The organism is Streptomyces sp. NPDC046712, assembly GCF_040645695.1.
In the GTDB taxonomy this organism is placed as follows: Bacteria; Actinomycetota; Actinomycetes; order Streptomycetales; family Streptomycetaceae; genus Streptomyces.
This window is the reverse complement of record NZ_JBEYYW010000002.1, coordinates 84,378-110,567: the sequence shown is the minus strand read 5'-3', so window position 1 is coordinate 110,567 and position 26,190 is coordinate 84,378. Positions and strand designations below refer to the sequence as shown.

Sequence of the window (26,190 nt, the reverse complement as noted above, 5' to 3'; positions counted from 1 at the left end):
TCGGGGCCGCCGCATGGCAGCCCGGCCCTCGCTCGCGTCAGTTGGTGGTCTCGGGCCGGGGCGACTTCTCCCACGGATAAGCGGCCTGGCGCGGATCGGGCGGCGTGATCGCCGGCGGCGGCTGCTGTCCCTGGGCACCGGCGCCCTGGCCGTCCTGACGCGGGCCCGACGCGGCCTCCGCGTCCGCGTCCCCGGGCCACACCTGGCCCCGCTCGGCGCCCGGCACGGCGGCGCCCGCGTCCGGCCACGCGAAGTCGCCCGACGCGGGTTCCTGGCCGGCAGGCGCCGACCAGTGCCGCAACGCTCCCGCCTCCACGTCGATCTGCGCGCTCAGCGAGGACAGGTCGTCCTCCGCGAACTTCCGTGCCCGGTCCCTGGCCGCCCAGCGGAGCGAGTCCGCGGACTGGGTGATCTGCTCCGTACGCTTGCGGAGATCGCCGAGCTGTCCGGCCACCCTCGACCGGTCCGGCTCCCGCTCCAGGCGCTTGAGATCCTCGTCCAGCTCCTGACCGTGGGCGCTCAACCGGCGGAAGAGGTCCAAAGACTCCTTCAGCGAGGCGTCCTCGGCGACGCCCGCCTGCAGGGCGTCCTGTGTCGCGCGCATCGAGGTGCGCAGCGAGAGCCGCAGCTGGGCCAATTCACCGGCGACCCCGCCCTGCCCGTAGCTCTTGGCGCGCAGCGTGGTGTCCTCGACCGTCCGCCGGGCCTGGTTGATGGTGCGGTCGACACCTCGCTTGGCGGCCTTGGCGACCTTCACCGTCGCGTAGACCCCCAGCGCCACGAAGGCGAAGAAGAGCAGCGCCATGATCACAATCGCGGCTTCCATGTGCGGCCCTCCGGCGTCGGTCGAGTTCCTCGGCTGTCGAGTTCCCTCGGTTGTCGTTCTTCCACGGTAAACGGAACGGGCAGGCCGAGGGTTCCATCGGAACCCCCAACCTGCCCGTAGGGGAAAACCCCGTGTCCCTGATCAGGCGACGATGTTGACCAGCTTCGGGGCGCGCACGATCACCTTGCGGATCTCCGCGCCGCCCAGCGCCGCGACCACGTTCGCGTCGCCCAGCGCCAGCGCCTCCAGCTCCGCGTCCGTGATGGACGGGGAGACCTCCAGGCGCGCCTTGACCTTGCCCTTGATCTGCACGACGCAGGTCACGGTCTCGTCCACGACGTACGCCGGGTCGGCGACCGGGAAGTCCTGGTGGACGACCGAGTCGGTGTGGCCCAGCTTGCGCCACAGCTCCTCGGCGATGTGCGGGGCCAGCGGGGCGACCAGCAGCACCAGTCGCTCGGCGACGGAACGCGGGATCGCGCCGCCCGCCTTGGTCAGGTGGTTGTTCAGCTCGGTCACCTTGGCGATGGCGGTGTTGAAGCGCATGGCCGCCATGTCCTGCGAGACACCGTCGATGGCCTTGTGCAGGGCACGCAGCGTGTCCGCGTCGATGTCGGCGTCCTGGGTGTCCACGACCGTGGCCTCACCCGTCGCCTCGTCGACGATGTTGCGCCACAGCCGCTGCAGCAGCCGGTACTGGCCGACCACCGCGCGCGTGTCCCACGGGCGGGACACGTCCAGCGGGCCCATCGCCATCTCGTACAGCCGCAGGGTGTCCGCACCGAACTCGGCGCAGATCTCGTCCGGGGTGACCGCGTTCTTCAGGGACTTGCCCATCTTGCCCAGGACGCGGCTGACCTTCTCGCCCTGGTACCAGTAGCCGCCGTCGCGCTCCTCGACCTCGGCCGCCGGCACGGCGATGCCGCGCGCGTCACGGTAGACGAAGGCCTGGATCATGCCCTGGTTGTACAGCTTGTGGAACGGCTCGGCCGAGGAGACGTGACCCAGGTCGAACAGCACCTTGGACCAGAACCGCGCGTACAGCAGGTGCAGCACGGCGTGCTCGGCACCGCCCACGTACAGGTCGACGCCGCCCGTCGGCATGCCCTCGCGCGGGCCCATCCAGTACTGCTCGATCGCCGGGTCGACCAGCTTCTCGGAGTTGTTCGGGTCCAGGTAGCGCAGCTCGTACCAGCAGGAACCGGCCCAGTTGGGCATGGTGTTGGTCTCGCGGCGGTACTTCTTCGGGCCGTCGCCCAGGTCCAGGGTGACGTTGACCCAGTCCTCGTTGCGGGACAGCGGCGTCTCGGGCTGGGTGTCGGCGTCGTCCGGGTCGAAGGTGCGCGGCGAGTAGTCGTCGACCTCCGGCAGCTCCAGCGGCAGCATCGACTCGGGCAGCGCGTGCGCGACACCGTCCTCGTCGTAGACGATCGGGAAGGGCTCGCCCCAGTACCGCTGACGGCTGAACAGCCAGTCGCGCAGGCGGAAGTTGACGGTGCCCTCGCCGATGCCGCGGTCGGCCAGCCAGGCGGTGATCCTCGCCTTGGCCTCGACGACGCCCAGGCCGTCCAGCGAGATCTCGTCGTTCGCGGAGTTGACCAGCTTCGCCTCGTAGGAGCCGAACGCGTCGTCCCACGTGGACGGGTCGGTGCCGCGTTCGTCGCTCGGCTCGACGACGCAGCGCATGGGCAGCTCGAAGGCGCGCGCGAAGGCGAAGTCGCGGGTGTCGTGCGCCGGGACGGCCATGATCGCGCCGGTGCCGTAGCCCATCAGGACGTAGTCGGCGATGAAGACCGGGACCTGCTCGCCGCTGACCGGGTTGGTCGCGTACGCGCCGGTGAAGACGCCGGTCTTCTCCTTGGCCTCGGCCTGCCGCTCGACGTCGGACTTGGAGGCGGCCTGCTTGCGGTACGCGGCGACGGCGTCGGCCGGAGTGGCGTGTCCGCCCGTCCACACGTCGTGGGTGCCGGCGGGCCAGGCGTCCGGGACGATCTTCTCGACCAGGTCGTGCTCCGGGGCCAGCACCATGTAGGTGGCACCGAACAGGGTGTCCTGGCGGGTGGTGAAGACGGTGATCGCGCCGGCCTCGCCGACCTGGAAGTCGACGCGGGCGCCCTCGGAGCGGCCGATCCAGTTCCGCTGCTGCAGCTTGATGGCCTCGGGCCAGTCCAGCGCGTCCAGGTCGTCCAGCAGGCGGTCCGCGTAGGCGGTGATGCGCATGTTCCACTGGCGCAGCTTGGCCTTGAAGACGGGGAAGTTGCCGCGCTCGGAACGGCCGTCGGCGGTGACCTCCTCGTTGGCCAGGACCGTGCCCAGGCCGGGGCACCAGTTGACCGGCGCGTCGGAGGCGTAGGCCAGGCGGTACTCGCCCAGGACGTCGGCGCGCTCGGCTGCGGTCAGGTCGCTCCACGCGCGCGTGGAGCCGGTGACCTCACGGGTGCCGTTCTCGAACTGGGCGATCAGCTCGGTGATCGGGCGGGCCTTCTTGGCCTCGTCGTCGTACCAGGAGTTGTAGATCTGCAGGAAGATCCACTGCGTCCACTTGTAGTACTCCGGGTCGATCGTGGCGAACGACCGGCGCTTGTCGTGGCCCAGGCCCAGCCGGCGCAGCTGGACCTTCATGTTCTCCATGTTGGCCTCGGTGGACACGCGCGGGTGCGTGCCCGTCTGCACGGCGTACTGCTCGGCCGGCAGGCCGAAGGCGTCGAAGCCCAGGGTGTGCAGCACGTTGTGGCCGGTCATGCGCTGGTGACGGGCGAAGACATCCGTGGCGATGTAGCCCAGCGGGTGACCGACGTGCAGGCCCGCACCCGAGGGGTACGGGAACATGTCCATGATGAACTTCTTGGGCCGGGCGGCGACCGCCGGATCGCCCGCCAGGTCACCGGTGGGGTTCGGCGCCTCGTAGGTGCCATCGGCGTCCCAGAAGTCCTGCCAGCGTGCCTCGATGTCGGCGGCCATGGCCGCCGTATAACGATGCGGGGCCGCCGTCTCGGCAGCCGAATTCATCTCGCTCATGATCCTTGAAGCTCCATCGATCGTCTCTGCCCACTGCCCGCGAACTGCACTGCCACGAAATGAAAAATCCCCTCGCACAGGAGGGGACGCCGCGCCGATTCCGACCAGATCTTTCATCGGTCGGGACTGATCAGCGCGGCTCGCTAAGCAGAAGGCGTACGGCACGCATGGCGTCAGGGTACCGCAGGGCCCGAGCGGGCCGCACCGACGTTCCACCCGGTGGCCCCACGACCACCGGAATGCGCCCCACCGCAGTCACGCCACGTCTTCCCGGCCGTCCGGGCCGCCCGGGTTACTCCGCGTATCACCCTTATCCAGGGCAACCCCAGAGTCAGTTACGGAGCGAGCGCCTTGTAAACGCGCAAACTCCCTACCAGCCGGTATGGAGCGACTTAGCATGCGGCAACGGGACCGCTTATCCGCACCATTCGGAGTCGCCCCCATGAACCCTCATCGCAAGAACCGCTCTTCCCCCGACCTGCGAACCGGTATGAGCCGACCGGTTCAGGGCGGGCTTTCGGTCGCAGCGCTGGTGATCATCCCGCTGCTCGCCCTCGGCGGCAGCGACGGTTTCCGGGCCGCGCTCGACTTCACCACCGGCGTGCTGTCGCTGGTGTCCCTCACCGCCTCGGTCGCCTGGGGCCTGATAGCCACCGACCGGCTGCTGCTCTCCCCCCGTCACCGGCTGCTCGCCCAGGGCGTCCACCGCGCCACCGCGGTCGCCTCCCTCGGCTTCCTGCTGCTGCACGCCACCGTCAAGGTGTCCCTCGGCCATGTCGAGCCGATCGGCGCCCTGATCCCCTTCGGCCTCGGCATCACAGGCACATCGGCCCTCATCGGCTTCGGCTCGCTCGCCGGGCTGCTCATGGTCGTCGCCGCCTCGACGGGCGCCCTGCGCAGCACTCTGGCGGGCCGGAGCCGTTTCGCCGCCCGCTGGCGACCGCTGCACATGCTGGCGTACCCGGCCTGGTGCTTCGCCCTGGTCCACGGCCTGTACGCGGGCCGGCCCGCCGCCACCTGGGTCGTCGTCATGTACTGCCTCGCACTGACCGCCGTCGCGACGGCGGTCTCGCTCCGGCTGCTGCCCGCCCCGACACAGCGGGCGCTCGCCGACCGGTTCGCCGGACTCCTCGCGTCGCTGGAAGGCACCGGCGCGGCCGAGGAAGCCGACCGGGCCGCCGCCCGGGCAGAGGACACCACGAGGCCGGAGGACGACGGCGGCGGCTACGAGTCGCCCACCGTGTCCACCGAATGGCTGGACCGGCCCACAGGCCGCCCCTCCCTGGCTCCCCCCGTGCCCGTCTCGCCCCCCGTACCGAGCGACCGGCCGTACGAGTCCACAACCCCGCTGTACGAATCCGCTCCCCCGCTCTACGAGACAGCTCCCCCGCTGTACGAGTCCGCTCCCCCGCCGTACGAGTCCACGCCACCGCTCTACGAGACGGCTCCCCCGGCCCCGACCGTCGGCCCCGGCTTCTCCGCCGGCCTCTCGGCCGCCTACCGGGCGGTGTCCCGCGCCGCCCCGGCGCCCGACCCCACCCCGTACCCCTCCGGCGGCGCCCCGCTCGCCGAGCGCATCCCCATGACCGAGGAGCTCCCCGTCGTTCCAGACCCCTCCCTCCGCCCCGGCTACTGGCCCACGCCCTCGCCCCCGATGCCGACCTACTCCAGCCCGCCTCCCGCGGGTGAACCCTGGACCGCACCCGCAGGAGACCGCCCGTGAACGCCCCGCTCCCCGACGTCCCCGAGGTCCGCGTGGTCGGTCTGCCGCAGCTCACCCAGGGGTTCGACCTGGTCGAGCGGCTCGGTCTGGCGATGCATCTGAAGGTGCACGGGCCGCTGGATCCGATGAGCGGCGAGCAGCTCGCCCAGCTGGCGGACGACATATCCCTCCACGGGCGCGGTGGCGCCGGTTTTCCCTTCGGCCGCAAGCTGAGGGCCGTCGGCCAGGCGGCGATCCGCCGTGGGGTGCGCCCCGTGGTGGTGGTCAACGGCAGTGAGGGCGAGCCCGCCTGCCGGAAGGACACGGTGCTGCTCAACCGGGCCCCGCACCTGATCCTGGACGGGGCTCTGCTGGCGGCCGAGGCGCTCGGTGCCCGGACGCTGATCGTGGCCGTGACCCGTAACTCCACGGAGATCTCCATCCGGTCGGCACTCGCCGAGCGCGGCCTCTCCGACCGCCGTGGGCAGGCTCTACGCGCGCGTGTCGTCCGAACTCCGGAGCGCATGGTCTCCGGGGAGGCCTCTGCGGTGATCCGTGCGATCGGCGGCGGCCCCGCTCTGCCCCCCGGCCGCCGGGAGCGCGCGGCGGAGTCCGGGGTGGGCGGGGCGCCCACCCTCCTGTCCAACGCCGAGACGTTCGCGCAGCTGGCCGTGGCCGCCCGGATCGGTCCGCGCCGCTACGGCCACAGCGGTCTGGAGGCGGAGCCCGGCACGGTCATGCTGACGATCTCCGGCGCGGTCGCGCGCCCCATGGTGGTCGAGGTTCCGACGGGCGTCCCGCTGCGGTACGTGCTCCAGCTGGCCGGGGCCCCGCCGCTCCCCCAGGGCGTCCTCACGGGCGGCTACCACGGCAACTGGATCGACTCGACGGCCGTCGACAACGCCGTCGTCTCGCGGGCGTCGCTGGCCGCTGTCGGCGGCGCCCTGGGCGCCGGGGCGATCCTGCCGATCGGCCCCGAGACATGCCCGCTCGGCGAATCGCTGCGGGTCGCGAACTGGCTCGCGGCGGAGACCGCGGGCCAGTGCGGGCCGTGCCGGCTCGGTCTGCCCGCCGCGGCCGGTGGCCTCTCGGACGTGCTGAACGGTGGCGGTCCGGCCGCGCTGGGGGCGTTGCGGGAGGTGACCCAGGCGGTGAAGGGCCGGGGCGCCTGCAAGCACCCGGACGGCTCGGCCCGCTTCTTCGCCTCGACGCTCTCGGCCTTCACGGACGATCTCGCCGCCCATGTCCTCGACGGCGGCTGCGGACGCCCGACCGTCGGCGTGCTGCCGCTCCCCGCTCCCGGCTACCAGGACGCGGAGGAGTCGATCCCGAGCGGCGAGAAGCTGGCCGTGGACTGGACGCTGTGCCAGGGGCACGGGCTCTGCGCGGACATCGTCCCGGAGCTGATCAGGCTGGGCCCGGACGGCTATCCGGCGCTCGCCGACGCCTCCGTGCCGATGCATCTGCGGGGGCGGGCGCAGCGGGCCGTACGTCGCTGTCCCGCGCTGGCGCTCAGGATCGAGCAGGGACCCCAGGAGCGGCCGGCCCTGCCGCCTGGCCCGGGCCGTAAGGCGCTGGGCAGCGGCAGGGGTTGATGCCCGGGAGGTGAAAACGGAGAAGCGGATCATCCGATTCGGATGATCCGCTTCTTCGTTCTGTGGAGCTAAGGAGAATTGAACTCCTGACCTCCTGCATGCCATGCAGGCGCTCTACCAACTGAGCTATAGCCCCTTGCTGTCCGCCCCGTTCCGGGTTTCCCCCGCGGCGACAGACAGAACATTAACCGGCTCCCCGGGGGATCACCAAATCCTTTCCCAGGCGGCCCGGGGGTGCCGGGTAGGGTCCCCCTCTGTGACCGTGTCCGTGCTTGCCAGAACCCGCGCCCGCCAGTGGCCTCTCGCCACTGCCGCGGCCGCCTGTCTCGTGTCGTTCATAGCCTTCTGGGTGGCGCAAAGGCTCGCCCACGTGAACATGCTCGACGTGATGGTCTACCGGGCGGAGGGGGAGACCGTCCGGGCCGGCGGTGACCTCTACGCGATGCGTGCCACCTCGGCGAACCTCGCCATGACGTATCCGCCCTTCGCGGGGCTGCTGTTCGTCCCACTGACGTTCGTCGGCGTTCCGCTGATGCGGACGCTGACGACCGCCGGGAACCTGCTCCTCGTCGTCGCCCTGGTCCAGCTCTCCCTGCAGCTGGTCCGGCCGTCCCTGTCCCGCGAGCGGCTCTGGCGCACGACGTTCCTGGTGGCGGCGGTCGTGGTCTGGTGCGAGCCGGTGTGGACGACGCTGCGGTACGGACAGATCAACCTGCTCGTCGCGGTGGCGGTCCTGTGGGACTTCACACGCCGCGAGGGCAACCGCTGGGCGGGCCTGGGCATCGGCCTGGCGACTGCGGTGAAGCTCACACCCGGTCTGTTCGTCGTCCTCCTCCTCGCCGCCGGCCTGCTTCTGTGGCGCCGCGAGAACGGCTGGAACCAGTGGCTGCGCACGGCGGCCACGGCGACCGCGGTGTTCCTCGGTGCGACCCTGGTCAGCGCACTGATCCTGCCGTACGACTCCAAGCGCTTCTGGACCGAGACGCTCTTCGAGACCGGCCGGGTGGGCTTCGCGGAGGAGACCGCCAACCAGTCGCTGCGCGGGGTGCTCGCGCGGCTGATGCACACCGACGACCCGGGCATGTGGTGGGCGGTGGCCGCGGCCGTGCTCGGTGGCGCCGCCATGGTGCTCGCGGTGCGGGCCGCGCTGCGCGGGGACAAGGCACTGGCCGTGATCGTCTGTGCCGTGACGGCTCTGATGATCAGCCCGATCTCCTGGTCCCACCACTGGGTGTGGTGCGTCCCGCTGCTCGTCCTGCTCGTGGACCGACGCGATCGTGTGCGGCCCGGGTGGGCCGTGGCCGCGGTGGCACTGGCCTTCGCCTCGTTCGCGCTGTGGTGGGTGCCGCACGACCCGGGGCGCCCCGAACTCGCCCAGAACCCCGGTCAGATGCTGCTCTCGGCGGTCTATCCGCTGACCGCGACCGCCCTGTTCCTGGGGTACGGACTCGCCCGGTGGCGTCAGGCCGTGGCGAAGGAGTAGAAGCGCTTGAGGGTGCAGTGCTCGTCGAGCAGCCGTCCGTAGATCGGCTCCCCCTCGAGTTCGCGGTAGGTCTCGATGGGGTCGCCCTTTATGATCAGCGCCCGCGCGCACTCCTCGCACCAGTACTGGTAGTCGGCGTTGACCGGGTCCATGTCCCGGACAATGGGCGTACCGCTGCCGCACCAGTCGCACTTCCGCCTGTGTGCACCCATCAATCAGCTCCAGCTGTGGCCGCAGGACGTGCACACGAAGGACACTCCGCCGTTGTCGCCGAGCACTTGGACGACCTGGGCGGAACCGCACGGGGGGCAGTCGAGCGGGGCTCCGGCCCCGTGAGCCGCGGCACGGTCCTCGTCGGGCTCGGCGACGGCATCGGTCTCGGCACCCTCGGCACCGCTCGCGGCCATCGCACACTCCCTCCCACCCGGGCCCTCGTTCCCCTCCGGCCGTCCGATTCTGCCATGGCCCCGCAAGGGGGTCAGCGCGCTCGGCGTACCAGGGCGGCCGACGCGCCCAAGATCGAAGCAGCGGCCAGCGCGAGGGCGCACGCCCACAGCGCATTGGCAGAGTCATGCGCCCCCGGCGTATGCAGTCGGCCGAGGAAGAGTGTGCCGAAGCTCGCGACACCGATCAGCTGGCCGAGCTGGGTGACGGTGGCGAGCAGACCGCTGGCGTCGGCGGCGTCCTCGGGCCGTACGCGGGCCAGCGCTCCGGTCAGGGCCGGGCTGAAGGCAAGCGCGAGCCCCGCCCCCATGGCGGCGAGTGCCGGGTAGAGCCCCCAGCCTCCCGTGTCGCCGCCCCTGAGGAGCGCGCCCATGGCCACCGAGGCGACCGCGGCCAGCAGGAAACCGCCGGGGATCAGGAAGCGCTGCCCGCGGGCCGGCCAGCGACGCCAGGTGAGGCCGATCACGCCGAAGACCGCGGCGGCCGGCGCGAAGGTCAGACCGGCGCGCAGCGCGCTGTGCCCGAGCCCTCCCTGCAGATGCAGGGTGAGGGTGAAGAGAAAGCCGGCGTTGATGGCCATCGCCACGGCGATCCCGAACGCGGCCCGTCCGATGCCCGGGATGCGCAGGACACGCGGGGCGATGAGCGGAGCACCGCCCCGGCGGGCGAGCCGGGACTCGTACGCGCCGAAGGCCGCGAGGACCACCGCGGAGCACGCGAGCGAGATCCAGGCCCATACCGGCCAGTCCTGCTCCTGTCCGAGGACCAGGGGGACGGTGAGGAGCGAGACGGCCGCGGCGAGCAGGACGAGTCCGGGCAGGTCGAGGGAGCGGGCGCGTTCGGGCTCGGTGCGCGCGTCGCGCGGCAGCACTCGGGCGCCCAGGGCCAGCAGGACCAGACCGATGGGCACGTTGACCAGGAAGACCGGCCGCCAGCCGCTGCCGAACAGGTCCGCGCTGACGAGGATGCCGCCGACGACCTGGCCGGCCGCGGCGCCGGTGGCGAGCACCGCGGAGTACGCGCTGAGTGCGCGGACCCGGCCCTCCCCGGTGAAGTTCCGCTGGATGAGGCTGAGCACCTGAGGGATCATCAGGGCGGCCCCGGCACCCTGGACGAGGCGAAAGGCGATCAGCTGGCCCGTTCCCGTGGCCAGACCGCAGGCGAGCGAGGCCACCGTGAAGACGGCGAGTCCGCCGAGGTACATCCGCCGGTGGCCGAGCCGGTCGCCGAGCCGTGCGCCGGTGATCAGCAGGACCGCGTAGGCGATGGTGTAACCGGCGATGACGAGCTGAAGTCCCGCCCCGGAGGCGGACAGTTCGGTACGGATGGTGGGGGCGGCGACGTTGACGATGAAGACGTCGAGCAGTGCCATGAACTGGGCGGCGAGCACCACCCCGAGCAGTAACCCGGGCCGGTTGTCGGTGCCACCGTCTTTACTGAGTACGGGACGTGTTGTGGTCGTCGTCATGCAGAGCAGCCTGACGACGATTCGATACGGGTAACGAGAGCCCGCTGATGCTGGTACTGACACCACCTGGCAACGGCGGCACGGGGACTCGACCATGGGGGTGTGACGATTTTGGCAGCACCGACACAGCAGCGCCGCCGACCGGAACTGGCGGCGTTCCTGCGCAGCCGCCGGGCCCGGGTGACTCCGGAGGACGTGGGGATGCCGCCCGGACTGCGCCGCCGTACACCCGGCCTGCGCCGCGAGGAGGTCGCCCAGCTCTCCGGGGTCGGCGTCACCTGGTACACCTGGCTGGAACAGGGCCGCCCGATCAACGCCTCCGCCCAGGTGCTCGACGCGGTCGCCCGCACGCTCCGGCTCGACCGGCCCGAGCGCGAGCACCTGTACCACCTGGCGGAGGTGCCGTTCGCGCCCGACCGCGGCGCGGAGGACATCGAGACGGTCAGCCCCGAGATCCAGGGAATTCTGGACGCCCTGGTCCCGCACCCGGCGGTGGTCTACAACACCCGGTACGACGTGCTGGCGACCAACTCCACGTACGAGGCGCTGTTCCTGCCCTCCGCGCACGACCGGGTGCGCAATCCGCTCGGCATACGCAATGTGCTGTGGACGCTCTTCACCGTCCCCGACCCGGCCTGCCCCGTGGTCAACAAGCGCCTGGAGCTGCCCCTGATGGTGGCTCAGATGCGCGGTGCCTACGGACGCCATGTGGGCGAGCCCGCCTGGGAGTCGTTCATCCGGCGGCTCTCGGAGGCGAGCCCGGAGTTCGCCCGGCTCTGGCAGAGCGGCGACGTCGTACCGCCCGGGCCCCGGGTGAAGACCTTCCGCCACGACCTCGTGGGCGAGGTCCGGATGACCTCGGTGTCGCTGTCCATCAACGGAATGCCGGAGTGCCGGATCGTGACGTACACGCCCAACGACGAGGAGAGCCGCCGAGCGATCGAGACGCTGCGGGGTCACTGACGAAACGACGAATCCCGCCCCCCTGATGGGGACGGGATCCGGTGACTGTGGAGCTAAGGAGAATTGAACTCCTGACCTCCTGCATGCCATGCAGGCGCTCTACCAACTGAGCTATAGCCCCTCGTGTTCTTTGCGCTCCGCGCTGCGAACAAGAAGAACTTTAGCCTGTGACCTGCCGGAAAGTGAAATCCGGGTCCGTGAGCCGCTCAGTCGTCGTCGCCGAGGACCGGCTCGGGCAGCGTGCCGGCGTTGTGCTCGAGGAGCCGCCAGCCCCGGGCGCCCTCGCCGAGGACGGACCAGCAGCAGTTGGAGAGCCCGCCGAGGCTCTCCCAGTGATGCGCCTCCAGGCCGAGCAGCCGGCCGATGGTGGTGCGGATCGTGCCGCCATGGCTCACCACGACGAGCGTGCCGTCGTCCGGCAGCTTGTCGGCGTGCTCCAGGACCACCGGAGCGGCCCGGTCGGCGACCTCGGTCTCCAGCTCGCCGCCGCCCCGGCGCACGGGCTCGCCGCGCTTCCAGGCGGCGTACTGCTCGCCGTAACGCGCCACGATCTCGTCGTGGGTCAGGCCCTGCCACTCCCCCGCGTACGTCTCGCGCAGGGCGGAGTCGTGCGCGACGGGGTGGCCGGTGAGGGCGGCGAGCTCGCCGGCGGTGGCCGCCGCCCGCTTCAGGTCGGAGGCGATGATCGCGTCCGGCTTCAGCGAGGCGAGCAGCCGGGCGGACCGGCGCGCCTGGGCGACACCGGTCTCCGTCAGCTCGATGTCCGTGGAGCCCTGGAAGCGGCGCTCCAGGTTCCACGCGGTCTGGCCGTGCCGCCACAGGACGATACGGCGGCCGCTGCCGCCCTTGGTGGTGCTCAGCGCAGCTCACCGTCCGTCTCGTCGGCGGCGCCCGTCAGCGCGGCGTGCTCGGCGGCCTTGCCGCGGGTCTTGAGGGCGTCCTCGGGCAGCGGCAGCTCGGGGCAGTCCTTCCAGAGCCGCTCCAGAGCGTAGAAGACCCGCTCCTCGCTGTGCTGGACGTGGACGACGATGTCGACGTAGTCCAGGAGGATCCAGCGGGCGTCGCGGTCGCCCTCGCGGCGCACCGGCTTGGCGCCGAGCTCCTTGTTGAGCCGCTCCTCGATCTCGTCGACGATCGACTTGACCTGGCGGTCGTTGGGCGCGGAGGCGAGCAGGAATGCGTCGGTGATCGACAGCACATCGCTGACGTCGTACGCGATGATGTCGTGCGCGAGCCGGTCGGCCGCCGCCTGGGCGGCGGCGTTGACGAGCTCGATGGAGCGATCCGTGGCGGTCACAAGCAGGCTTTCGTCGGCGGTCAGAGACACATCAAGGGTCTCACGTACCGCCGACCGCCCCGCAAACCATTAGAACCGGGTCACTGCTTCCGCCCGGGGATCTTGTAATCCTCGCCCAGAACCACCGTGACATCGCCGTTCCCGGCCGCCTTGCCCTTCTTGACGGCGCTCTCCGGCAGGCCCAGGGTCTTGGCCACCTCCGCCGCGGTCGTCTTCTGGGCGTCGTCACCGTAGAGGACCTGCGACTTCTCCTCGGTCTCCGCCTTGGCGCCGCCCACGAAGGCGAAGCCTCCGTTGATCAGGACGACCCTGGCGGCCTCCGTCGCGTCCTTGCCGGAGGCGTCCCGGATCGAGACTCGGACCGCGCTCCCCTGGTCGGGCGCGCTGACCTTGCCGCCGAGGATGTCCTTGACCACACTGTCGGCCCCGCCCTCGCTCAGCGAGCCGTCCTGCTCCACCGGGAGCAGCGCGGTCTTGTAGTCGCCGCCCTTGGCGTGCTCGGCCAGCTTGGCGAGCGAGGCGCCGAGGTCCTTCTCCGGCAGGGACGGGTCGAGGATCTGGGCGAGGGTCTCGATGGTGACCGTGGCGGCCTTGGGGTCGTCGGACATCTTCCGCAGCACCCCGTAGAGGACCTGCCCGAAGCGCTGGAGCTGCTTGGCCTCGGCCTCGCCGGGCCCGCGGTACGTCGCGTAGGCGACGGCCGCGCGACCGTTGAGCGTCTGGTTCTCGCCCTTGGTGACGAGCGGCTCCTCGCCCTTCTTCCCGCTGGGTACGTCGGTGTCGGTGGTGATGTCGATGTTGCTGACCAGCTCGACCAGGTTCTCCAGGTACGGGGTGTCGAGCCGCCAGGTGCCGGTGATCTTCGCGCCGAGGAGGTTGCCGATGGCCTCGCGGGTGCCGCTGGAGCCGTCGTCCTCGACGGACTTGGCGAGCGTGGTCGTGGAGCCCTCGTCGTCGGCGACGGAGAGTGCGTTGGGGAGCAGGACGGTGGTGCCCTGCTTGGTCGTGGTGTTGTCGACCAGCAGGGCGGTGCTGGTCCCGCCGCCCTTGGTGTCGTGCAGATGGACGACGATCGTGTCGCGCTTCTGGGGTCCGGTGGCGGTGTTCTGCTGCCGCTCCTCGCCGGACATGCCGGGGAGCTTGCCCGCGGACCAGAGATAGCCGACTCCGCCGACGGCGGCGATGACGAGGGCCACGACCAGGGCGACGACCCGGTTACGGCTGCGCCGCCTGGCCTCCTCGCGCCGCTCGGAGCGGCTCTCGGTGAACTTCAGCCAGTCGATGACGTCTTCGGAGTCCTCGTCGGGCTCCTCGATGAACGAGAACTGCTCGGTGCGGTAGGCCCGGTCGTCGCCGCTGTCGTCCGGCGCGGGGCGCTGTCCGGGCACGCCGGCGGGAGCGGCCACCGGGGCGGGCGGCGGGGCGGCGGGGGCGGGGTCTCCTTGGACGGCCCACTGCTGCCCGGTGTCGTACGAGGCGTACGGGTCGTATCCGCGCTGCTGCCCGTACGGGTCGTACTGAGGCTGCTGCGGGGACTGCTGGGGCTGCTGCGGGGGCTGCTGGGGCTGGACCGGCTGCCCGTAGGCGTCGTAGCCGTACCCCTGCTGCCGGCCGGGCTGCTGCACGGGCTGCTGCTGCGGCTGCTGGGCCTGCCGCTGCTGGGCGTACGGGTCGTACGGCTGCTGTGCCTGCGGTGGGACCTGCTGGTACACCGGCTGCCCGTACTCGTCGTAGCCGATGATCTGCGGCTGCGGGTAGTACGGGTCGTACGGGTTCTGTTCGTTCACCGGTGCCCCTCTCCGAGGCTCACTCGCCGCGGTACAACTGGCGCTTGTCGATGTAGCGGACCACGCCGTCCGGCACCAAATACCAGACCGGATCGCCCTGCGCGACCCTCGCCCGGCAGTCGGTGGAGGAGATCGCGAGCGCAGGAACCTCGACGAGCGAGACCCCGCCCTTGGGCAGTCCGTCGTCCGTGAGGTCGTGGCCCGGCCGGGTGACGCCGATGAAGTGGGCGAGGGCGAAGAGCTCCTCGGCATCGCGCCACGTGAGGATCTGCGACAGCGCGTCGGCCCCGGTGATGAAGAAGAGGTCCGAGTCGCTGTTGAGGGAGCGCAGGTCCCGCAGGGTGTCGATGGTGTACGTCGGCCCGCCGCGGTCGATGTCGATACGGCTGACCGAGAACTGCGGGTTGGACGCGGTGGCGATGACCGTCATCAGATAGCGGTCCTCGGCCGCCGAGACGGCTTTGTGACTCTTCTGCCACGGCTGCCCGGTCGGCACGAACACCACCTCGTCGAGGTGGAACAGGGCGGCCACCTCACTGGCGGCCACCAGGTGTCCGTGGTGGATCGGGTCGAACGTTCCGCCCATCACGCCGAGTCGGCGCTTGCCGCGGCCGCCAGTAGGCACTTCCTGCTCTCCCATGCGTGCAGAGCCTACTGGCACCGCTTCGGGCGTCCGATCCGCGGTCGCCGGCTCAGCGGTCGCGGTTGAACCGGGTGGTGATCCACAGCAGCAGAAGCAGCGCACCGAGCGCGCCGAAACCGGTGAGGTACGGGTTGAGGCTGTCGTGGTTGCCACCGTGCTCGGCGGCGCCCTCGGCGAGCGAGACCAGGTTGGCGGCGGTGCTGTGGAGGCTCATCGTCAGCAGGACCTATCGATCGGGGATGGGAGCGGAGACTTCGCGCACATCGTATGCGGGCCGTCCGGGCACGCTCACGCCGACTCAGTCGTTGTCAGGGCGGTCGTACTCCTCGGTTGTCCGCTGTGCCCGAGTTATCCACAGGCTCCGGCACGCGGTGGCCCCAGCCCCTAGGCTGGGGCGCGTCAGGGGGACGAGCAAAGTCTCGTACGAACAGGGGGCATCCATGACCGAGAAGGCCGACAACGGAAACGGGAACGTGCCGAGCAGGCAGCGCAAGCGCTTCCCCGGCATCTCCTCGCGGGCCTATGAGCATCCGGCCGACCGCTCGGCGCTCGTCGCCCTGCGCAAGCTCACCGGCTTCGACACGGTCTTCAAGGCGCTGAGCGGGCTGCTGCCCGAGCGCAGTCTTCGACTGCTGTTCCTCTCCGACTCCGTGCGGGTGAGCGACGCGCAGTTCACGCACCTCAACGACATGCTGAGGGACGCGTGTTACATCCTGGACCTGGAGAAGGTCCCGCCGATGTACGTCACGCAGGACCCGAAGCCGAACGCGATGTGCATCGGTCTGGACGAGCCGATCATCGTGGTCACCACCGGCCTCGTGGAGCTGCTCGACGAGGAGGAGATGCGGGCGGTGATCGGCCACGAGGTGGGTCACGCCCTCTCCGGTCACTCGGTGTACCGCACGATCCTGCTTTTCCTCACCAACCTGGCGCTGAAGATCGCCTGGATCCCGCTGGGGAACATCGCGATCATGGCGATCGTGACGGCGCTGCGGGAGTGGTTCCGCAAGTCCGAGCTCTCCGCCGACCGGGCGGGACTCCTCGTCGGCCAGGACCTCCAGGCCTCGATGCGCGGTCTGATGAAGATCGCCGGCGGCAACCATCTGCACGAGATGAACGTGGACGCGTTCCTCGCCCAGGCCGACGAGTACGAGAAGGGCGGCGACCTGCGGGACTCCGTCCTGAAGATCCTCAACGTGCTGCCGCGCTCGCACCCGTTCACCACCGTCCGGGCGGCCGAGCTGAAGAAGTGGTCCGAGAGCCGCGACTACCAACGGATCATGGACGGGCACTACCCGCGGCGGTCGGAGGACAAGGACACCTCGGTGACCGACTCGTTCCGGGAATCCGCCGGGCATTACGCCGAATCGGTGCGCACGAGCAAGGATCCGCTGATGAAGCTGGTCGGCGACATAGCCGGTGGCGCGGGCGATCTGGCGGGCGACCTGGGCGGGAAGCTGCGCAGCCGGTTCGGCGGCGGTCCGAACGGCGGCGACGGCGGCGGCACGAGCGGCAGCGGTCAGAGCGAGGGCTGAGCGCTCGGGGCCAGGGTCCCGCAGAGCGAGGAGACGGCGGGCCGGCCCGTGGCGTACGGGTCGGTGACCGCCGGGTCGCCGGAGGAGGAGGTCCGCTCGCCCGCCAGGAGCGGGCGCAGGGACCCGCTGGTGTCGGCGCCGCAGGCCTGCGGGCCTGCCTGGACGATGCTGGTCAGCAGCTCCACACGGTGCATCCGCAGGTCCTCGCGGTCGAGTCGGAAGTGCATCTCGCGGTGGACGGTGTAGAGGGATGCCTGGCCCACCGGACCGGCGCCGGAGGTGGCGGGGCGCAGCGCGTAGGTGAACGTGTGGTCCGCGGTGACCTCCAGCATGTCGGTGCCCGTCTCCGCGAAGCGGAGGGTGCCCTGGACGCGGACCGTGGAGTCGGCCAGGGCGACCTTGGCCGGGTCGAAGCGCACCAGCCAGCCGGACACCGCGTGGCGGCCGTCGTCGAGCGAGGACTCGACGCTCCGGTCGAACTGCGCCAGCTGGTCGGGGTCGATCAGCATCCGGGCCGGGCGGACGGTCTCGCCGGCCAGTACGTCGGGATCCAGGGAGGAGGCGACGAGGTACTCCTTGGCGATGGTCAGGGCGCTCACCACCTGGCTCTCCGAGAAGTGGGTGGTGCGTCCGGTGACCGGGAGGTTGATGCCGGCGGCTCCGCTGCGGTACTCGGCGGCGGGGCTGTGGGCGAACAGCTGGGCGGGCTGACCGCCCGCCACCGGGCCCTGGGGTGCCAGCGGGACGAGAGTGATCCGCAGCGGTTCGGCGCGCTGGTCCACCGGGGGCTGGTAGGGATTGCGCACACCGAGATAGATGGCTGTTCCGAAGGCGAGGAGGATCAGCAGCACCAGCAGGACGGCCTGGCGGGAGCCGCTTCTGGCCTCCCAGGTGGGGCGGGAGCGCACGGCCTGGGAGTGCTCTCCCATCCGCTCCTCGGCGGAGAACTCCTGGAGCCGGGCAGCGCGGACGAACGACTCGTCGAAGACGACGGATCGGTACTCGTCCTCACCACCGCCGGGGTCGGGTGCCGGCCCCTCAGGCGGGTCGCCACGCCCTGCCATACCTTCAGAGTAGGTCTGTCGAAGCCCTGGTAAACGCCCAGGTACACGACAAGTTCGGAAGAATTCCGACGGATGGCCCTGCTTGGCCCTCCCCTGGGCTCGGCGGGCTCAGGGGGTGCGGGGAACGGCGGAGACGGGGGGCGCGGAGTACTCGGCGGAGGCCGACGGCGCGGTGACCGCGGGCGGGACGGCGCGCGGCTTGTCGATGCCGGTGGTGGCCGGCGCCGGAACCTGGTCCTGGCGGTTGGCCGAGGCGCCGCGGTAGACGGCGGTGAAGGCGAGGGCGACCATGCCGACGCCCATCACGAGGGCGAGCACCCAGGCGACCGGCCGGTGCCAGCGGGCGCTGCCGCGGTAGGGGCGCAGGGCGCCTCCGTGGCGTCCGTACGGCCCGGAGTCGTCGTCGGGGTCGTACGGGTCGTAGCCGTCGGCGTACGGGCTCGCAAAGGGGTCCGAGGGGTCGTAGCCGTCCTCGAAGAGTTCGTCGTCGCCCGCTCCCCCGCCGGCTCTGGCGCGGGCGGCTTCTGCCTCGGCGCGCGCCTGTGCGGCCGCCAGGAGGCGCTCCACGGCGGTCGGCTCGTGCACCTCGGCTGCTCGTACGAAGTCCTCGTCGAACACCACGGTGGCGAAGTCTTCGTCCGCGCCCCCGCGGTTGTCAGAGTTCTCAGGGTCCCCGCCGTCCGGGAACGGCCTGCCCCCCACGTCGTCCGGCACGTGTTCAGAGTAGACCTGGGAGGGGGTTTTGGGCAGGGAGAGTGCGAACTATCCCTGCCCGCCCGGCGCCCCGTGGCCCCGCCGGAGCGGGACCGAACGGGGGAATCGGGTGTTACCGCGTGTGACCGTCGCCGGTGACGATGTACTTCGTGGAGGTCAGCTCCGGCAGGCCCATGGGCCCGCGGGCATGCAGTTTCTGCGTCGAGATCCCGATCTCGGCGCCGAAGCCGAACTGGCCGCCGTCGGTGAAGCGGGTGGACGCGTTGACGGCGACCGTCGTGGAGTCGACCAGCTGGGTGAAGCGGCGGGCGGCGGCCTGCGAGGTGGTGACGATCGCCTCGGTGTGGCCGGAGGACCAGAGTCGGATGTGCTCGACGGCCCTGTCGAGCGAGTCGACGACGGCGGCGGCGATGTCGTAGGAGAGGTACTCGGTCTCCCAGTCCTCCGGGGTCGCCGGGACGACGGTGGCCTTGGAGCCCTCGGCGTGGGCGAGGACCCGCTCGTCGGCGTGGACGGTGACTCCGGCGTCGGCGAGGGCGGCGAGCGCACGGGGCAGGAAGGCCTCGGCGATGTCCTTGTGGACGAGGAGGGTCTCGGCGGCGTTGCAGACGCTGGGTCGCTGGGCCTTGGAGTTGATCAGGATGTCGACGGCCATGTCCAGGTCGGCCTGGGAGTCGACGTAGACGTGGCAGTTGCCGGTGCCGGTCTCGATGACCGGGACGATGGACTCTTCGACGACCGTGCGGATCAGGGAGGCGCCGCCGCGCGGGATGAGGACGTCGACAAGGCCGCGGGCCCGCATCAGTTCCCGTACCGACTCGCGGGACTCGCCGGGAACGAGCTGGATGGCGTCGGCGGGCAGGCCGGCGCCGCCCACGGCGTCGCGCAGGACCTTCACCAGGGCGGTGTTGGAGGCGTAGGCGGAGGACGAGCCGCGCAGCAGGACGGCGTTTCCGGACTTGAGGCAGAGGGCGGCCGCGTCCACGGTCACGTTCGGCCGGGCCTCGTAGATGATGCCGACGACGCCGAGCGGGACACGGACCTGGCGCAGGTCGATGCCGTTCGGGAGAGTGGAGCCGCGGACGACCTCGCCGACCGGGTCGGGCAGTGCGGCCACGTCACGGACGTCGGCGGCGATGGCCCGTACCCGCTCCGGGGTGAGGGTGAGGCGGTCGATGATCGACTCGCTGGTGCCGGCCTCGCGGGCGCGGGCCACGTCCTCTGCGTTGGCCTCGACGATCTCCGCGGCACGGACCTCCAGCGCGTCCGCGATGGCGAGCAGGGCGTCGTCCTTCGCCGCGCGCGGAAGTGGCGCGATTTCGGCGGCGGCCCCGCGGGCCTGGTAGGCGGCCCGGGTGACCGGGGACAGATTGTCGAGGGGCGTGAGCGAGGTCATGTCCGCAGGGTACTGGCACCCCTGCGGACATCCCGCACGTATCCCGTACGTATCCCGCACTCCGAGACGCCTCCGGGGACGAGGCGACGGTCCGTACGGGGGTCAGTACGGGTGGACCCCCACCGGGGCGGCCGGCGGCGGGCCGTAGCCCTCGGCGATGCGCTGGTGGTAGGTCTCGCGGTCGATGACCTCCAGGCCGACGATCTCCCAGGGCGGCAGCTTGGCGGTCTGCCGGTGCTCGCCCCACAGCCGCAGCGCGACCGCCGCGGCATCGTGCAGGTCACGGGCCTCTTCCCAGTAGCGGATCTCCGCGTGATCATTGGCGTAGCGACTGGTCAGCAGGAAGGGATGGTCGTGGGCCAGCTGCTCGAGGGCCCGCCTGACCTCCTTCAGCGGGGCCTCGGCCCCCGAGACGCTGAGGGTGATGTGCCAGAGCTTCGAGGCGACCACCGCCCGCTCCTCACCGCGTGCCTCAGCTGTCTCGGTGTCCTGGCTCTCGTCGAAGTCGGCTCCGGCCTCGACACTGGTCAGGGCGCGTTCGGCAGTCCCGCGGGGCAGTGCCCCTGGGCGCGCTCGTCTCACCGGCGGCCTCCTGTTTGATGCGTGTGGTGCTGTACCCCGCCTTGTCTTGCCCCCGAGACAAAGTTGACCAGCCCGAGGCGGCACGTGGGGCGGTTTTGGTAAAGGTCTCTACCGGATGGCCGGAGTTTCAGCCGTTTCCCCACACGCCGGGACCACACCCCCCGACGCCACCTCCCCCGCCACCCCGCTTCAGGCGCGGACGACGACCAGGTCGTCGCGGTGGACGACCTCCCGCTCGTACTCCGGGCCGAGTTCCCTGGCGAGCTCGTGCGTGGAACGGCCGAGCATCCGGGGGATCTCCTTGGCGTCGAAGTTGACGAGGCCACGGGCGACGGCGCGGCCGTGGGTGTCGCGGAGCTCGACCGGGTCGCCCGCCACGAACTCCCCCTCGACGGCGGCGATCCCAGCCGCGAGCAGGGACTTCTTGCCTTCGACGACGGCCCGTACGGCCCCATCGTCCAGAGTCAGGTGGCCCTGCGGGGTGGAGGCGTGGGCGAGCCAGAGCAGCCGGTCGGCGGAGCGGCGGCCGGTGCTGTGGAAGTACGTACCGGTGTCGCGGCCGGCCAGGGCGTCGGCGGCGCGGACGGCGGAGGTGAGAACCACGGGAGTGCCCGCGGCGGCGGCGATCCGGGCGGCCTCGACCTTGGTGACCATGCCGCCGGTGCCGACCCCGGCCTTGCCCGCGGAGCCGATCTCGACGTGGGCGATGTCCTCGGGGCCCGCCACCTCCACGATCCGCGAGGTGCCCGGCTTGGAGGGGTCGCCGTCGTAGAGCCCGTCGACGTCCGAGAGCAGCACCAGCAGGTCGGCGCGGACGAGATGGGCGACGAGGGCGGCGAGCCGGTCGTTGTCGCCGAAGCGGATCTCGTCGGTGGCGACGGTGTCGTTCTCGTTGACGACCGGCAGGGCGCCCATGGCGAGGAGCTGGTCGAGGGTCCGATAGGCGTTGCGGTAGTGGGCGCGGCGGCTGGTGTCGTCGGTGGTGAGCAGCACCTGTCCGACGCGTACGCCGTACCGCGCGAAGGAGGCGGTGTAGCGGGCGACCAGGAGGCCCTGGCCGACGCTGGCGGCGGCCTGCTGGCGGGCGAGGTCCTTGGGGCGGCGGGTGAGGCCGAGCGGGGCCAGGCCGGCGGCGATGGCACCGGAGGAGACCAGCACGATCTCCTTCTCGCCTCCGCTGCGGACCTTGGCGAGGACGTCGACGAGGGCGTCGACCCGGTCGGCGTCGAGGCCGCCGGACGCGGTGGTCAGTGAGGACGAGCCGACCTTGACGACGATCCTGCGGGCTTCCGTCACGTACTGCCTTGCCACTGTCACCTGTACCGCCGTCACCTGCGTCGCCTCATTCGGATGTCACGCGCAATCTACGCGAGCCGGGACGGCCGCCGCCCGTCCATTCCGGTGGATGGAACGGGCGGGCGGCGCCGGAAGAGGCTCCAGGAAGTGGTGTTCGGAAGGCGTCCACGGAACGGGTCTGCGGACGAGGTGGTCCGTCAGCGGGTGGCGACGGGGTCCGCGGCCTCGGCACCGTCGGCCTGGCCGGTCCCCGCCTTCCTGCCGCCGGGCACGAGGATCTTCCGCGACAGCAGATAGGTGAACGGGATGGCCACGACCGCGGCGACGAGCGGCGCGATCCGGTCGTCCATCCCGGCCCAGGTCACCAGGGCGTAGAGGCCGACGCTCTGCACCAGGTAGTTGGTGACGTTGGTGAGCGGGAAGAGCGCGAACTTCTTCCAGGTGGGCCGGGTGCGATAGGTGAAGTAGGTGTTGAGGAAGAACGAGCCGATCATGCTGAGCACGAAGGCGATGGAGTAGGCGGCGAAGTACGGCATCCACGGGTGCAGGAGCAGATAGCAGCCGTAGAAGGTGCCGGTGTTGACCCCGCCCACCAGCGCGAACCGGGCGATCTGGCCGAGCTGACCGCGCATCACATCTCCCGGTCGGTCGACACGAGGCGGACGCGTTCACCGCGGCCCGTGCGACGGTCGCGGCCGGCGCCGGCCCCGGCGAAGGAGCGGTGGGTCTCCTTCACCAGGAAGTGCGGCCGGCGCTTGGTCTCGTAGTAGATACGGCCGATGTACTCGCCGATCAGGCCCAGCATGATCATCTGAACGCCGCCGAGACCGACGATGATCGCGACGAGGGTCACGTAGCCGGGGGCGCTGACGCCCTGGGTGAGGGCGGTCACCGTGATCCAGATGGCATACAGCGCGGCCACCCCGACGAGCGTGAGACCGAGCCAGATCGCGATGCGCAGCGGACGGTTGTTGAAGGAGATCAGCCCGTCCATGCCGTAGTTGAGCAGGGAGCCGAACTTCCACTTGGTCTCGCCCGCCTCGCGCGCGGCGTTCTGGTAGTCGAAGGTGACGGTGTCGAAGCCGATCCAGGAGAAGAGGCCCTTGGAGAAGCGGTTGTACTCGGGCAGCGACAGCAGCGCGTCCACGGCCGGGCGGGAGAGCATACGGAAGTCTCCCACGCCGTCGGTGAGTTCCACATCGACCCACTTGTTTACGGCACGGTAGTAGAGCCTGCTGAGGGCGCTGCGTACCTTTTTGTCACCTTCGCGGGTGCGGCGGGCGATGATCTGGTCGTGGCCGCGCTCGTACAGATCGAGCATCCGCGCGATGAGCTCCGGCGGGTGCTGGAGATCCGCGTCCATGATCACGACGGCGTCGCCGGTGGCCTCGCGCAGCCCGGCGAGCATCGCCGCCTCCTTGCCGAAGTTCCGGCTGAAGGAGACGTAGCGGGTCTCCTTCCCGAACTCGGCGGCGATGGCGCGCAGCCGGCGGGCCGTGCCGTCCTCGCTGCCGTCGTCGACGTAGCAGAGCTCGTAGTCGACGGGCAGGCCGGCGAGGACCTCGCGGATTCGGGTGTCGAACTGGTCGATCACCGCTTCCTCGTTGAAGCAGGGGACAACGACGGAGATCTTCATCATGAGCGTTGGCTCCTGGACGATGAGCGAGGAGTACGGGTTCGCAGGGTGTGGCCCACGGCCACGACGAGGAGCAGTGCCGCGGCGGCGCCGCTCGCCGCGAGGCCGAGCCGCAGCCCGGGGGTGCGGAAGGAACAGGACAGCCGCGAGGCGCCGTCACCCAGCTCGACGGCCATCAGACCGCCGAGCGTCCGGGGCGCGTGCGGCCGGCCGCCGTCGACCGAGCAGCGCCAGCCGGGGGTGGCCGGCACCGAGACGATCGCGGTGCCCTTGGTTCCGGGCGCGAACGTGGCGCTGATGCTGTGGCCCGCGGCTTCGACGCGCTCGGGCCCGGTGTCGCGCAGATGGCGCACGGTCCGGTCCAGCGCGGCCCGGTCGAGGCAGCCGACGGAGCGCTCCGGGATGAACTGCGCGCGCGTCGAGTGGATCTTGACGGTGATCCTGCCGTCGGCGGGGACGGTCCCGAGGCGGAAGAGCGGGTTGCTGGTCATCGTGTACTTGCCCGTCGCCTTGACGGTCTTGCCGAACGCTCGGACCCGTCCGTCCAGCCAGGGCGCGTACAGGTACGCCTCCGTGCCCGCGGTACAGGTCGCGGTGAACGTCGCGCCGGCGCCGCGCGGGCGGTCGGCCTTGAGCGGCCACCCGCGGCCCGGGACGAGTGCGGTGTCCGCACCGCCCTGTGTCATGGCTCCGGCCCGGACGAACGCGGGCACCTCGTAGAGCTTCGCGCCGAGGACCCGCTCCTGGCGGGCGAAGACGGAGGCGTCGCCGGAGGTCCCGTCGAGGGGCGTGCCAGGGGGACGCAGCGTGACGACGGGCGGGGCGGCGGCGGAGCGCTGGACGAACCCGACCCCTCCGCGCTGCCGTTCGAGGTAGCTGCTCACGCCCATGATCGCGCGGCCGGCCGGGTCGTTGAAGCTGAGCGTGTGGCGGCCCTGGATGTACCAGCCGGCGCCGAGCCGCTGCAGGGCGTCGGCGGTGGTCGCCGGCAGATAGCTGCTGTAGTACTCGCCGCCCTGACCGGCGAGCAGCATGGGGTCGTTGTTGGCGAAGGAGTGCGGGCCCGGGTCGGTACGGCTCGCGGGCCAGGCGTCCGTCGCCTTCAGCTGCTTGTACGCGGTCAGCGACCGGCTGTCGTACGTGCGCTTGGGCTGCCACCAGTTCATGGAGTCGCGCAGCCGCGTCGTGGTCAGGACGGCGCAGGTCGCGGAGAGGAAGACGGCTCCGGCCAGGGCGACGGTCAGTCCCCTGCGTACCCGGCGGTCGTGCTGGTGGCGGTGCAGCGCAAGCAGCAGGGCGAGGAAGACGAGTCCGCCGGCGGCGAGGAGCCAGGGTCCGCGGGTCATGTACCGGGTGGTGCTCACGCAGGCGACGAGGACGAGGACCACGGCGGTGCCGCGGAGCAGCTCCGCGGGGCGGGGCCGGCGGGCGAGGGCCAGCCAGGCGACGCACACGAGCACGGCGGTGAGGGCGATCGCGGCGCGATAGGGGCTGCCGTTGGGCATGGCCAGTCCGTGCCAGAGCAGGATCGTGGGCTGCCAGACCAGTGAGGCGCCCATGGCCACGGTCAGGCCCAGCCACATGAGCCGTTCCTTGAGCGGCACCCTGCCGATGAACGGGTAGGTGGCGACCAGGAGCAGCGCGAGCATGCCGACGGAGATGTGGGGCGCTCGGCCGATCAGCCCGCCGGGGAAGAGGTGCGCCAGGTACTCGGTGAGGGGCGGCGGCCCCTTGTAGAGGGCCTCGGGGGCGGGCTGGGACAGCTTGCTCGCCTTGAGGCTCACCGTGAGCACGGGGGCGGCCAGCAGCACTCCGATCAGGGTCATGGAGGCGGCACGCGCGAGGACGCGGACGCGCTCGGCGGCAGGCCGCTCGTCCAGCAGCACCCGGACCAGCAGGACGAGCCCCATGCCGATGGTGGCCATGGCCGCGGTGTAGAAGTTGCCCGCCCAGCAGACGGTCACGAGCAGGGCGCCGAGCACCCAGCGGCGGCGGTGCAGGCACCAGTCGTAGGCGATGCCCAGGACCGGAAAGGCGACCAGGCCCCACATCCACATGGGATCGGAGAAGCCGTCCGTGATCATCCAGGCGCTCAGTCCGAAACCGATGGAGAGCAGCGCGCGCAGCCAGGGGCTACCCGCGTGGATACGGCCGAGAAAGACGGTCATGAGGCCCGCGGCGAGCCCGACGCTGAGGAGAGTGACAAGGAACACGGGGAACTCGACGCTGTCCCGGGGGAAGACCCCGACCAGCCACGAGAACGGGTTCATCAAATAAGTGAAGAAGTCCGCAAGAAACGGTGTGCCGTAACCGCTTGCCCAGTTGAAGAAGAGGTCACCGTTGGCGTCGCCGTGCATCAAGTCCCGAAGGCGGGCGTGGAACGGCACGAACTGGTTGCCGAGGTCGTTCACGGCGCGGGACCGGGGGCCGAAGGGATAGGTGCCCTGCACCGCCATGGCCAGGCAGTACGCGCTCATGGACACCAGGGCGGCGAACCAGGCCGCGGCGAGCTGGGGTCTTCGATTCCGCCGGGGCTCCCGGGCGGCAGAAGCCGCCTGTGAGGTGGCGTCGGCGCCTTGCCGGGGGGTGACCGTGCCAGGTGAGGGATTCAGCATGGGGGCCGTCCATGGGTTCCGCATTCCTGGAGGCCCCCCGCCCCCTGAATGTCCCACCTGGTTCGCATATGTACTGTCCGTCACCCTCTGTCATGAAATGGTCGCAGAAAGAGGCTAAGGCCTTAT

23 protein-coding genes and 2 tRNA genes are annotated in these 26,190 nt (G+C 71.0%); 5 read left to right on the top strand and 20 right to left on the bottom strand.

Features of this window, described 5'->3' with window-relative positions:
* Positions 1 to 37: 37 nt before the first annotated feature.
* Together ABZ939_RS02775 and leuS are read right to left on the bottom strand one after the other, a co-directional pair.
* The gene (locus ABZ939_RS02775) at positions 38 to 826 is read right to left on the bottom strand and encodes a hypothetical protein (protein WP_361848216.1); all 789 of its coding nucleotides are present in this window, start codon (positions 824 to 826) and stop codon (positions 38 to 40) included.
* Positions 827 to 967: 141 nt separating this feature from the next.
* Entirely contained in the window at positions 968 to 3,844 is a 2,877-nt protein-coding gene (leuS, locus tag ABZ939_RS02770; RefSeq protein ID WP_361848213.1) for a leucine--tRNA ligase, read from the bottom strand.
* 490 nt (positions 3,845 to 4,334) lie between these two features.
* Here leuS and ABZ939_RS02765 point away from each other — a divergent pair, with 490 nt between their 5' ends.
* Together ABZ939_RS02765 and ABZ939_RS02760 are read left to right on the top strand one after the other, a co-directional pair.
* Positions 4,335 to 5,567 (top strand): hypothetical protein, encoded by a 1,233-nt coding sequence (locus ABZ939_RS02765; RefSeq protein WP_361848211.1) that lies wholly within the window; start codon positions 4,335 to 4,337, stop codon positions 5,565 to 5,567.
* Entirely contained in the window at positions 5,564 to 7,141 is a 1,578-nt protein-coding gene (locus ABZ939_RS02760) for an NADH-ubiquinone oxidoreductase-F iron-sulfur binding region domain-containing protein (RefSeq protein WP_361848208.1), read from the top strand. Before ABZ939_RS02765 ends, ABZ939_RS02760 begins: the two co-directional genes overlap by 4 nt.
* Positions 7,142 to 7,204: 63 nt before the next feature.
* On the opposite strand, the gene ABZ939_RS02755 is transcribed toward ABZ939_RS02760, so the two are convergent.
* Positions 7,205 to 7,277, bottom strand: a tRNA-Ala gene (locus tag ABZ939_RS02755).
* A gap of 120 nt (positions 7,278 to 7,397) precedes the next feature.
* Between ABZ939_RS02755 and ABZ939_RS02750 the strand changes: the two genes are divergently transcribed.
* Complete coding sequence (locus tag ABZ939_RS02750; RefSeq protein WP_361848205.1) at positions 7,398 to 8,624, top strand: glycosyltransferase 87 family protein; 1,227 nt, start codon at positions 7,398 to 7,400, stop codon at positions 8,622 to 8,624.
* Here ABZ939_RS02750 and ABZ939_RS02745 read toward each other — a convergent pair.
* The 3 genes from ABZ939_RS02745 to ABZ939_RS02735 all read right to left on the bottom strand — a co-directional run bounded on the left by ABZ939_RS02745 (position 8,603) and on the right by ABZ939_RS02735 (position 10,536).
* Complete coding sequence (locus ABZ939_RS02745) at positions 8,603 to 8,836, bottom strand: hypothetical protein (RefSeq protein ID WP_252421590.1); 234 nt, start codon at positions 8,834 to 8,836, stop codon at positions 8,603 to 8,605. The two genes, ABZ939_RS02750 and ABZ939_RS02745, sit on opposite strands and share 22 nt — an antisense overlap.
* A gap of 3 nt (positions 8,837 to 8,839) precedes the next feature.
* The gene (locus ABZ939_RS02740) at positions 8,840 to 9,031 is read right to left on the bottom strand and encodes a hypothetical protein (protein ID WP_361848202.1); all 192 of its coding nucleotides are present in this window, start codon (positions 9,029 to 9,031) and stop codon (positions 8,840 to 8,842) included.
* 71 nt (positions 9,032 to 9,102) lie between these two features.
* Positions 9,103 to 10,536, bottom strand: coding sequence for an MFS transporter (locus tag ABZ939_RS02735; protein ID WP_361848199.1), 1,434 nt, complete (start codon positions 10,534 to 10,536; stop codon positions 9,103 to 9,105).
* Positions 10,537 to 10,638: 102 nt separating this feature from the next.
* Here ABZ939_RS02735 and ABZ939_RS02730 point away from each other — a divergent pair, with 102 nt between their 5' ends.
* A complete protein-coding gene (locus tag ABZ939_RS02730) occupies positions 10,639 to 11,499 on the top strand; it encodes a helix-turn-helix transcriptional regulator (RefSeq protein ID WP_361848196.1) in 861 nt (286 codons plus the stop codon).
* A gap of 48 nt (positions 11,500 to 11,547) precedes the next feature.
* Here ABZ939_RS02730 and ABZ939_RS02725 read toward each other — a convergent pair.
* The 6 genes from ABZ939_RS02725 to ABZ939_RS02700 all read right to left on the bottom strand — a co-directional run bounded on the left by ABZ939_RS02725 (position 11,548) and on the right by ABZ939_RS02700 (position 15,440).
* Positions 11,548 to 11,620, bottom strand: a tRNA-Ala gene (locus ABZ939_RS02725).
* An 85-nt stretch (positions 11,621 to 11,705) separates the two neighbouring features.
* Entirely contained in the window at positions 11,706 to 12,359 is a 654-nt protein-coding gene (locus ABZ939_RS02720; RefSeq protein ID WP_361849086.1) for a histidine phosphatase family protein, read from the bottom strand.
* Positions 12,356 to 12,796 carry a ribosome silencing factor gene (gene rsfS, locus ABZ939_RS02715; RefSeq protein ID WP_361848193.1) on the bottom strand — a complete coding sequence of 147 codons (441 nt, stop codon included), beginning with the start codon at positions 12,794 to 12,796 and terminating at the stop codon, positions 12,356 to 12,358. Before rsfS ends, ABZ939_RS02720 begins: the two co-directional genes overlap by 4 nt.
* Positions 12,797 to 12,876: 80 nt before the next feature.
* Positions 12,877 to 14,583 carry an LCP family protein gene (locus ABZ939_RS02710; RefSeq protein ID WP_361848190.1) on the bottom strand — a complete coding sequence of 569 codons (1,707 nt, stop codon included), beginning with the start codon at positions 14,581 to 14,583 and terminating at the stop codon, positions 12,877 to 12,879.
* Positions 14,584 to 14,602: 19 nt separating this feature from the next.
* Complete coding sequence (gene nadD / locus ABZ939_RS02705) at positions 14,603 to 15,223, bottom strand: nicotinate-nucleotide adenylyltransferase (RefSeq protein ID WP_361848187.1); 621 nt, start codon at positions 15,221 to 15,223, stop codon at positions 14,603 to 14,605.
* A gap of 52 nt (positions 15,224 to 15,275) precedes the next feature.
* Positions 15,276 to 15,440, bottom strand: a complete 165-nt coding sequence (locus tag ABZ939_RS02700) for a hypothetical protein (protein ID WP_329120641.1) — start codon at positions 15,438 to 15,440, stop codon at positions 15,276 to 15,278.
* Positions 15,441 to 15,666: 226 nt separating this feature from the next.
* On the opposite strand from ABZ939_RS02700, the gene ABZ939_RS02695 reads away from it, so the two are divergent.
* Positions 15,667 to 16,761: a M48 family metallopeptidase gene (locus ABZ939_RS02695; protein WP_361848184.1), complete on the top strand. Its 1,095-nt coding sequence runs from the start codon at positions 15,667 to 15,669 to the stop codon at positions 16,759 to 16,761.
* Here the strand turns inward: ABZ939_RS02695 and ABZ939_RS02690 are convergent.
* From ABZ939_RS02690 to ABZ939_RS02655, 8 genes are all read right to left on the bottom strand, one after another.
* The gene (locus tag ABZ939_RS02690) at positions 16,746 to 17,825 is read right to left on the bottom strand and encodes a hypothetical protein (protein ID WP_361848181.1); all 1,080 of its coding nucleotides are present in this window, start codon (positions 17,823 to 17,825) and stop codon (positions 16,746 to 16,748) included. The genes ABZ939_RS02695 and ABZ939_RS02690 overlap by 16 nt on opposite strands.
* Before the next feature lie 108 nt (positions 17,826 to 17,933).
* Positions 17,934 to 18,539 carry a hypothetical protein gene (locus tag ABZ939_RS02685; protein WP_361848178.1) on the bottom strand — a complete coding sequence of 202 codons (606 nt, stop codon included), beginning with the start codon at positions 18,537 to 18,539 and terminating at the stop codon, positions 17,934 to 17,936.
* Between the two features lie 112 nt (positions 18,540 to 18,651).
* The gene (locus ABZ939_RS02680) at positions 18,652 to 19,935 is read right to left on the bottom strand and encodes a glutamate-5-semialdehyde dehydrogenase (protein WP_361848175.1); all 1,284 of its coding nucleotides are present in this window, start codon (positions 19,933 to 19,935) and stop codon (positions 18,652 to 18,654) included.
* Between the two features lie 102 nt (positions 19,936 to 20,037).
* Positions 20,038 to 20,517 carry a hypothetical protein gene (locus ABZ939_RS02675; protein ID WP_361848172.1) on the bottom strand — a complete coding sequence of 160 codons (480 nt, stop codon included), beginning with the start codon at positions 20,515 to 20,517 and terminating at the stop codon, positions 20,038 to 20,040.
* 189 nt (positions 20,518 to 20,706) lie between these two features.
* Positions 20,707 to 21,834 carry a glutamate 5-kinase gene (gene proB / locus ABZ939_RS02670; protein WP_361848169.1) on the bottom strand — a complete coding sequence of 376 codons (1,128 nt, stop codon included), beginning with the start codon at positions 21,832 to 21,834 and terminating at the stop codon, positions 20,707 to 20,709.
* Between the two features lie 176 nt (positions 21,835 to 22,010).
* Complete coding sequence (locus ABZ939_RS02665; protein WP_361848166.1) at positions 22,011 to 22,445, bottom strand: GtrA family protein; 435 nt, start codon at positions 22,443 to 22,445, stop codon at positions 22,011 to 22,013.
* Complete coding sequence (locus tag ABZ939_RS02660; protein ID WP_361849083.1) at positions 22,445 to 23,449, bottom strand: glycosyltransferase family 2 protein; 1,005 nt, start codon at positions 23,447 to 23,449, stop codon at positions 22,445 to 22,447. Before ABZ939_RS02660 ends, ABZ939_RS02665 begins: the two co-directional genes overlap by 1 nt.
* A complete protein-coding gene (locus ABZ939_RS02655; protein WP_361848163.1) occupies positions 23,449 to 26,064 on the bottom strand; it encodes a YfhO family protein in 2,616 nt (871 codons plus the stop codon). The genes ABZ939_RS02660 and ABZ939_RS02655 overlap by 1 nt, the downstream gene beginning before the upstream one ends.
* Positions 26,065 to 26,190: the final 126 nt, after the last annotated feature.

Bases quoted from the DNA above. Each gene is read 5' to 3' on its own strand.
- ABZ939_RS02740 (WP_361848202.1), bottom strand. From the start codon at position 9,031: ATGGCCGCGAGCGGTGCCGAGGGTGCCGAGACCGATGCCGTCGCCGAG.
- leuS (WP_361848213.1), bottom strand. From the start codon at position 3,844: ATGAGCGAGATGAATTCGGCTGCCGAGACGGCGGCCCCGCATCGTTAT.
- ABZ939_RS02665 (WP_361848166.1), bottom strand. From the start codon at position 22,445: ATGCGCGGTCAGCTCGGCCAGATCGCCCGGTTCGCGCTGGTGGGCGGG.
- ABZ939_RS02765 (WP_361848211.1), top strand. From the start codon at position 4,335: ATGAGCCGACCGGTTCAGGGCGGGCTTTCGGTCGCAGCGCTGGTGATC.
- ABZ939_RS02695 (WP_361848184.1), top strand. From the start codon at position 15,667: ATGACCGAGAAGGCCGACAACGGAAACGGGAACGTGCCGAGCAGGCAG.
- ABZ939_RS02745 (WP_252421590.1), bottom strand. From the start codon at position 8,836: ATGGGTGCACACAGGCGGAAGTGCGACTGGTGCGGCAGCGGTACGCCC.
- ABZ939_RS02680 (WP_361848175.1), bottom strand. From the start codon at position 19,935: ATGACCTCGCTCACGCCCCTCGACAATCTGTCCCCGGTCACCCGGGCC.
- ABZ939_RS02655 (WP_361848163.1), bottom strand. From the start codon at position 26,064: ATGCTGAATCCCTCACCTGGCACGGTCACCCCCCGGCAAGGCGCCGAC.
- nadD (WP_361848187.1), bottom strand. From the start codon at position 15,223: ATGGGAGAGCAGGAAGTGCCTACTGGCGGCCGCGGCAAGCGCCGACTC.
- ABZ939_RS02660 (WP_361849083.1), bottom strand. From the start codon at position 23,449: ATGAAGATCTCCGTCGTTGTCCCCTGCTTCAACGAGGAAGCGGTGATC.
- ABZ939_RS02690 (WP_361848181.1), bottom strand. From the start codon at position 17,825: ATGGCAGGGCGTGGCGACCCGCCTGAGGGGCCGGCACCCGACCCCGGC.
- ABZ939_RS02735 (WP_361848199.1), bottom strand. From the start codon at position 10,536: ATGACGACGACCACAACACGTCCCGTACTCAGTAAAGACGGTGGCACC.
- ABZ939_RS02775 (WP_361848216.1), bottom strand. From the start codon at position 826: ATGGAAGCCGCGATTGTGATCATGGCGCTGCTCTTCTTCGCCTTCGTG.
- ABZ939_RS02700 (WP_329120641.1), bottom strand. From the start codon at position 15,440: ATGAGCCTCCACAGCACCGCCGCCAACCTGGTCTCGCTCGCCGAGGGC.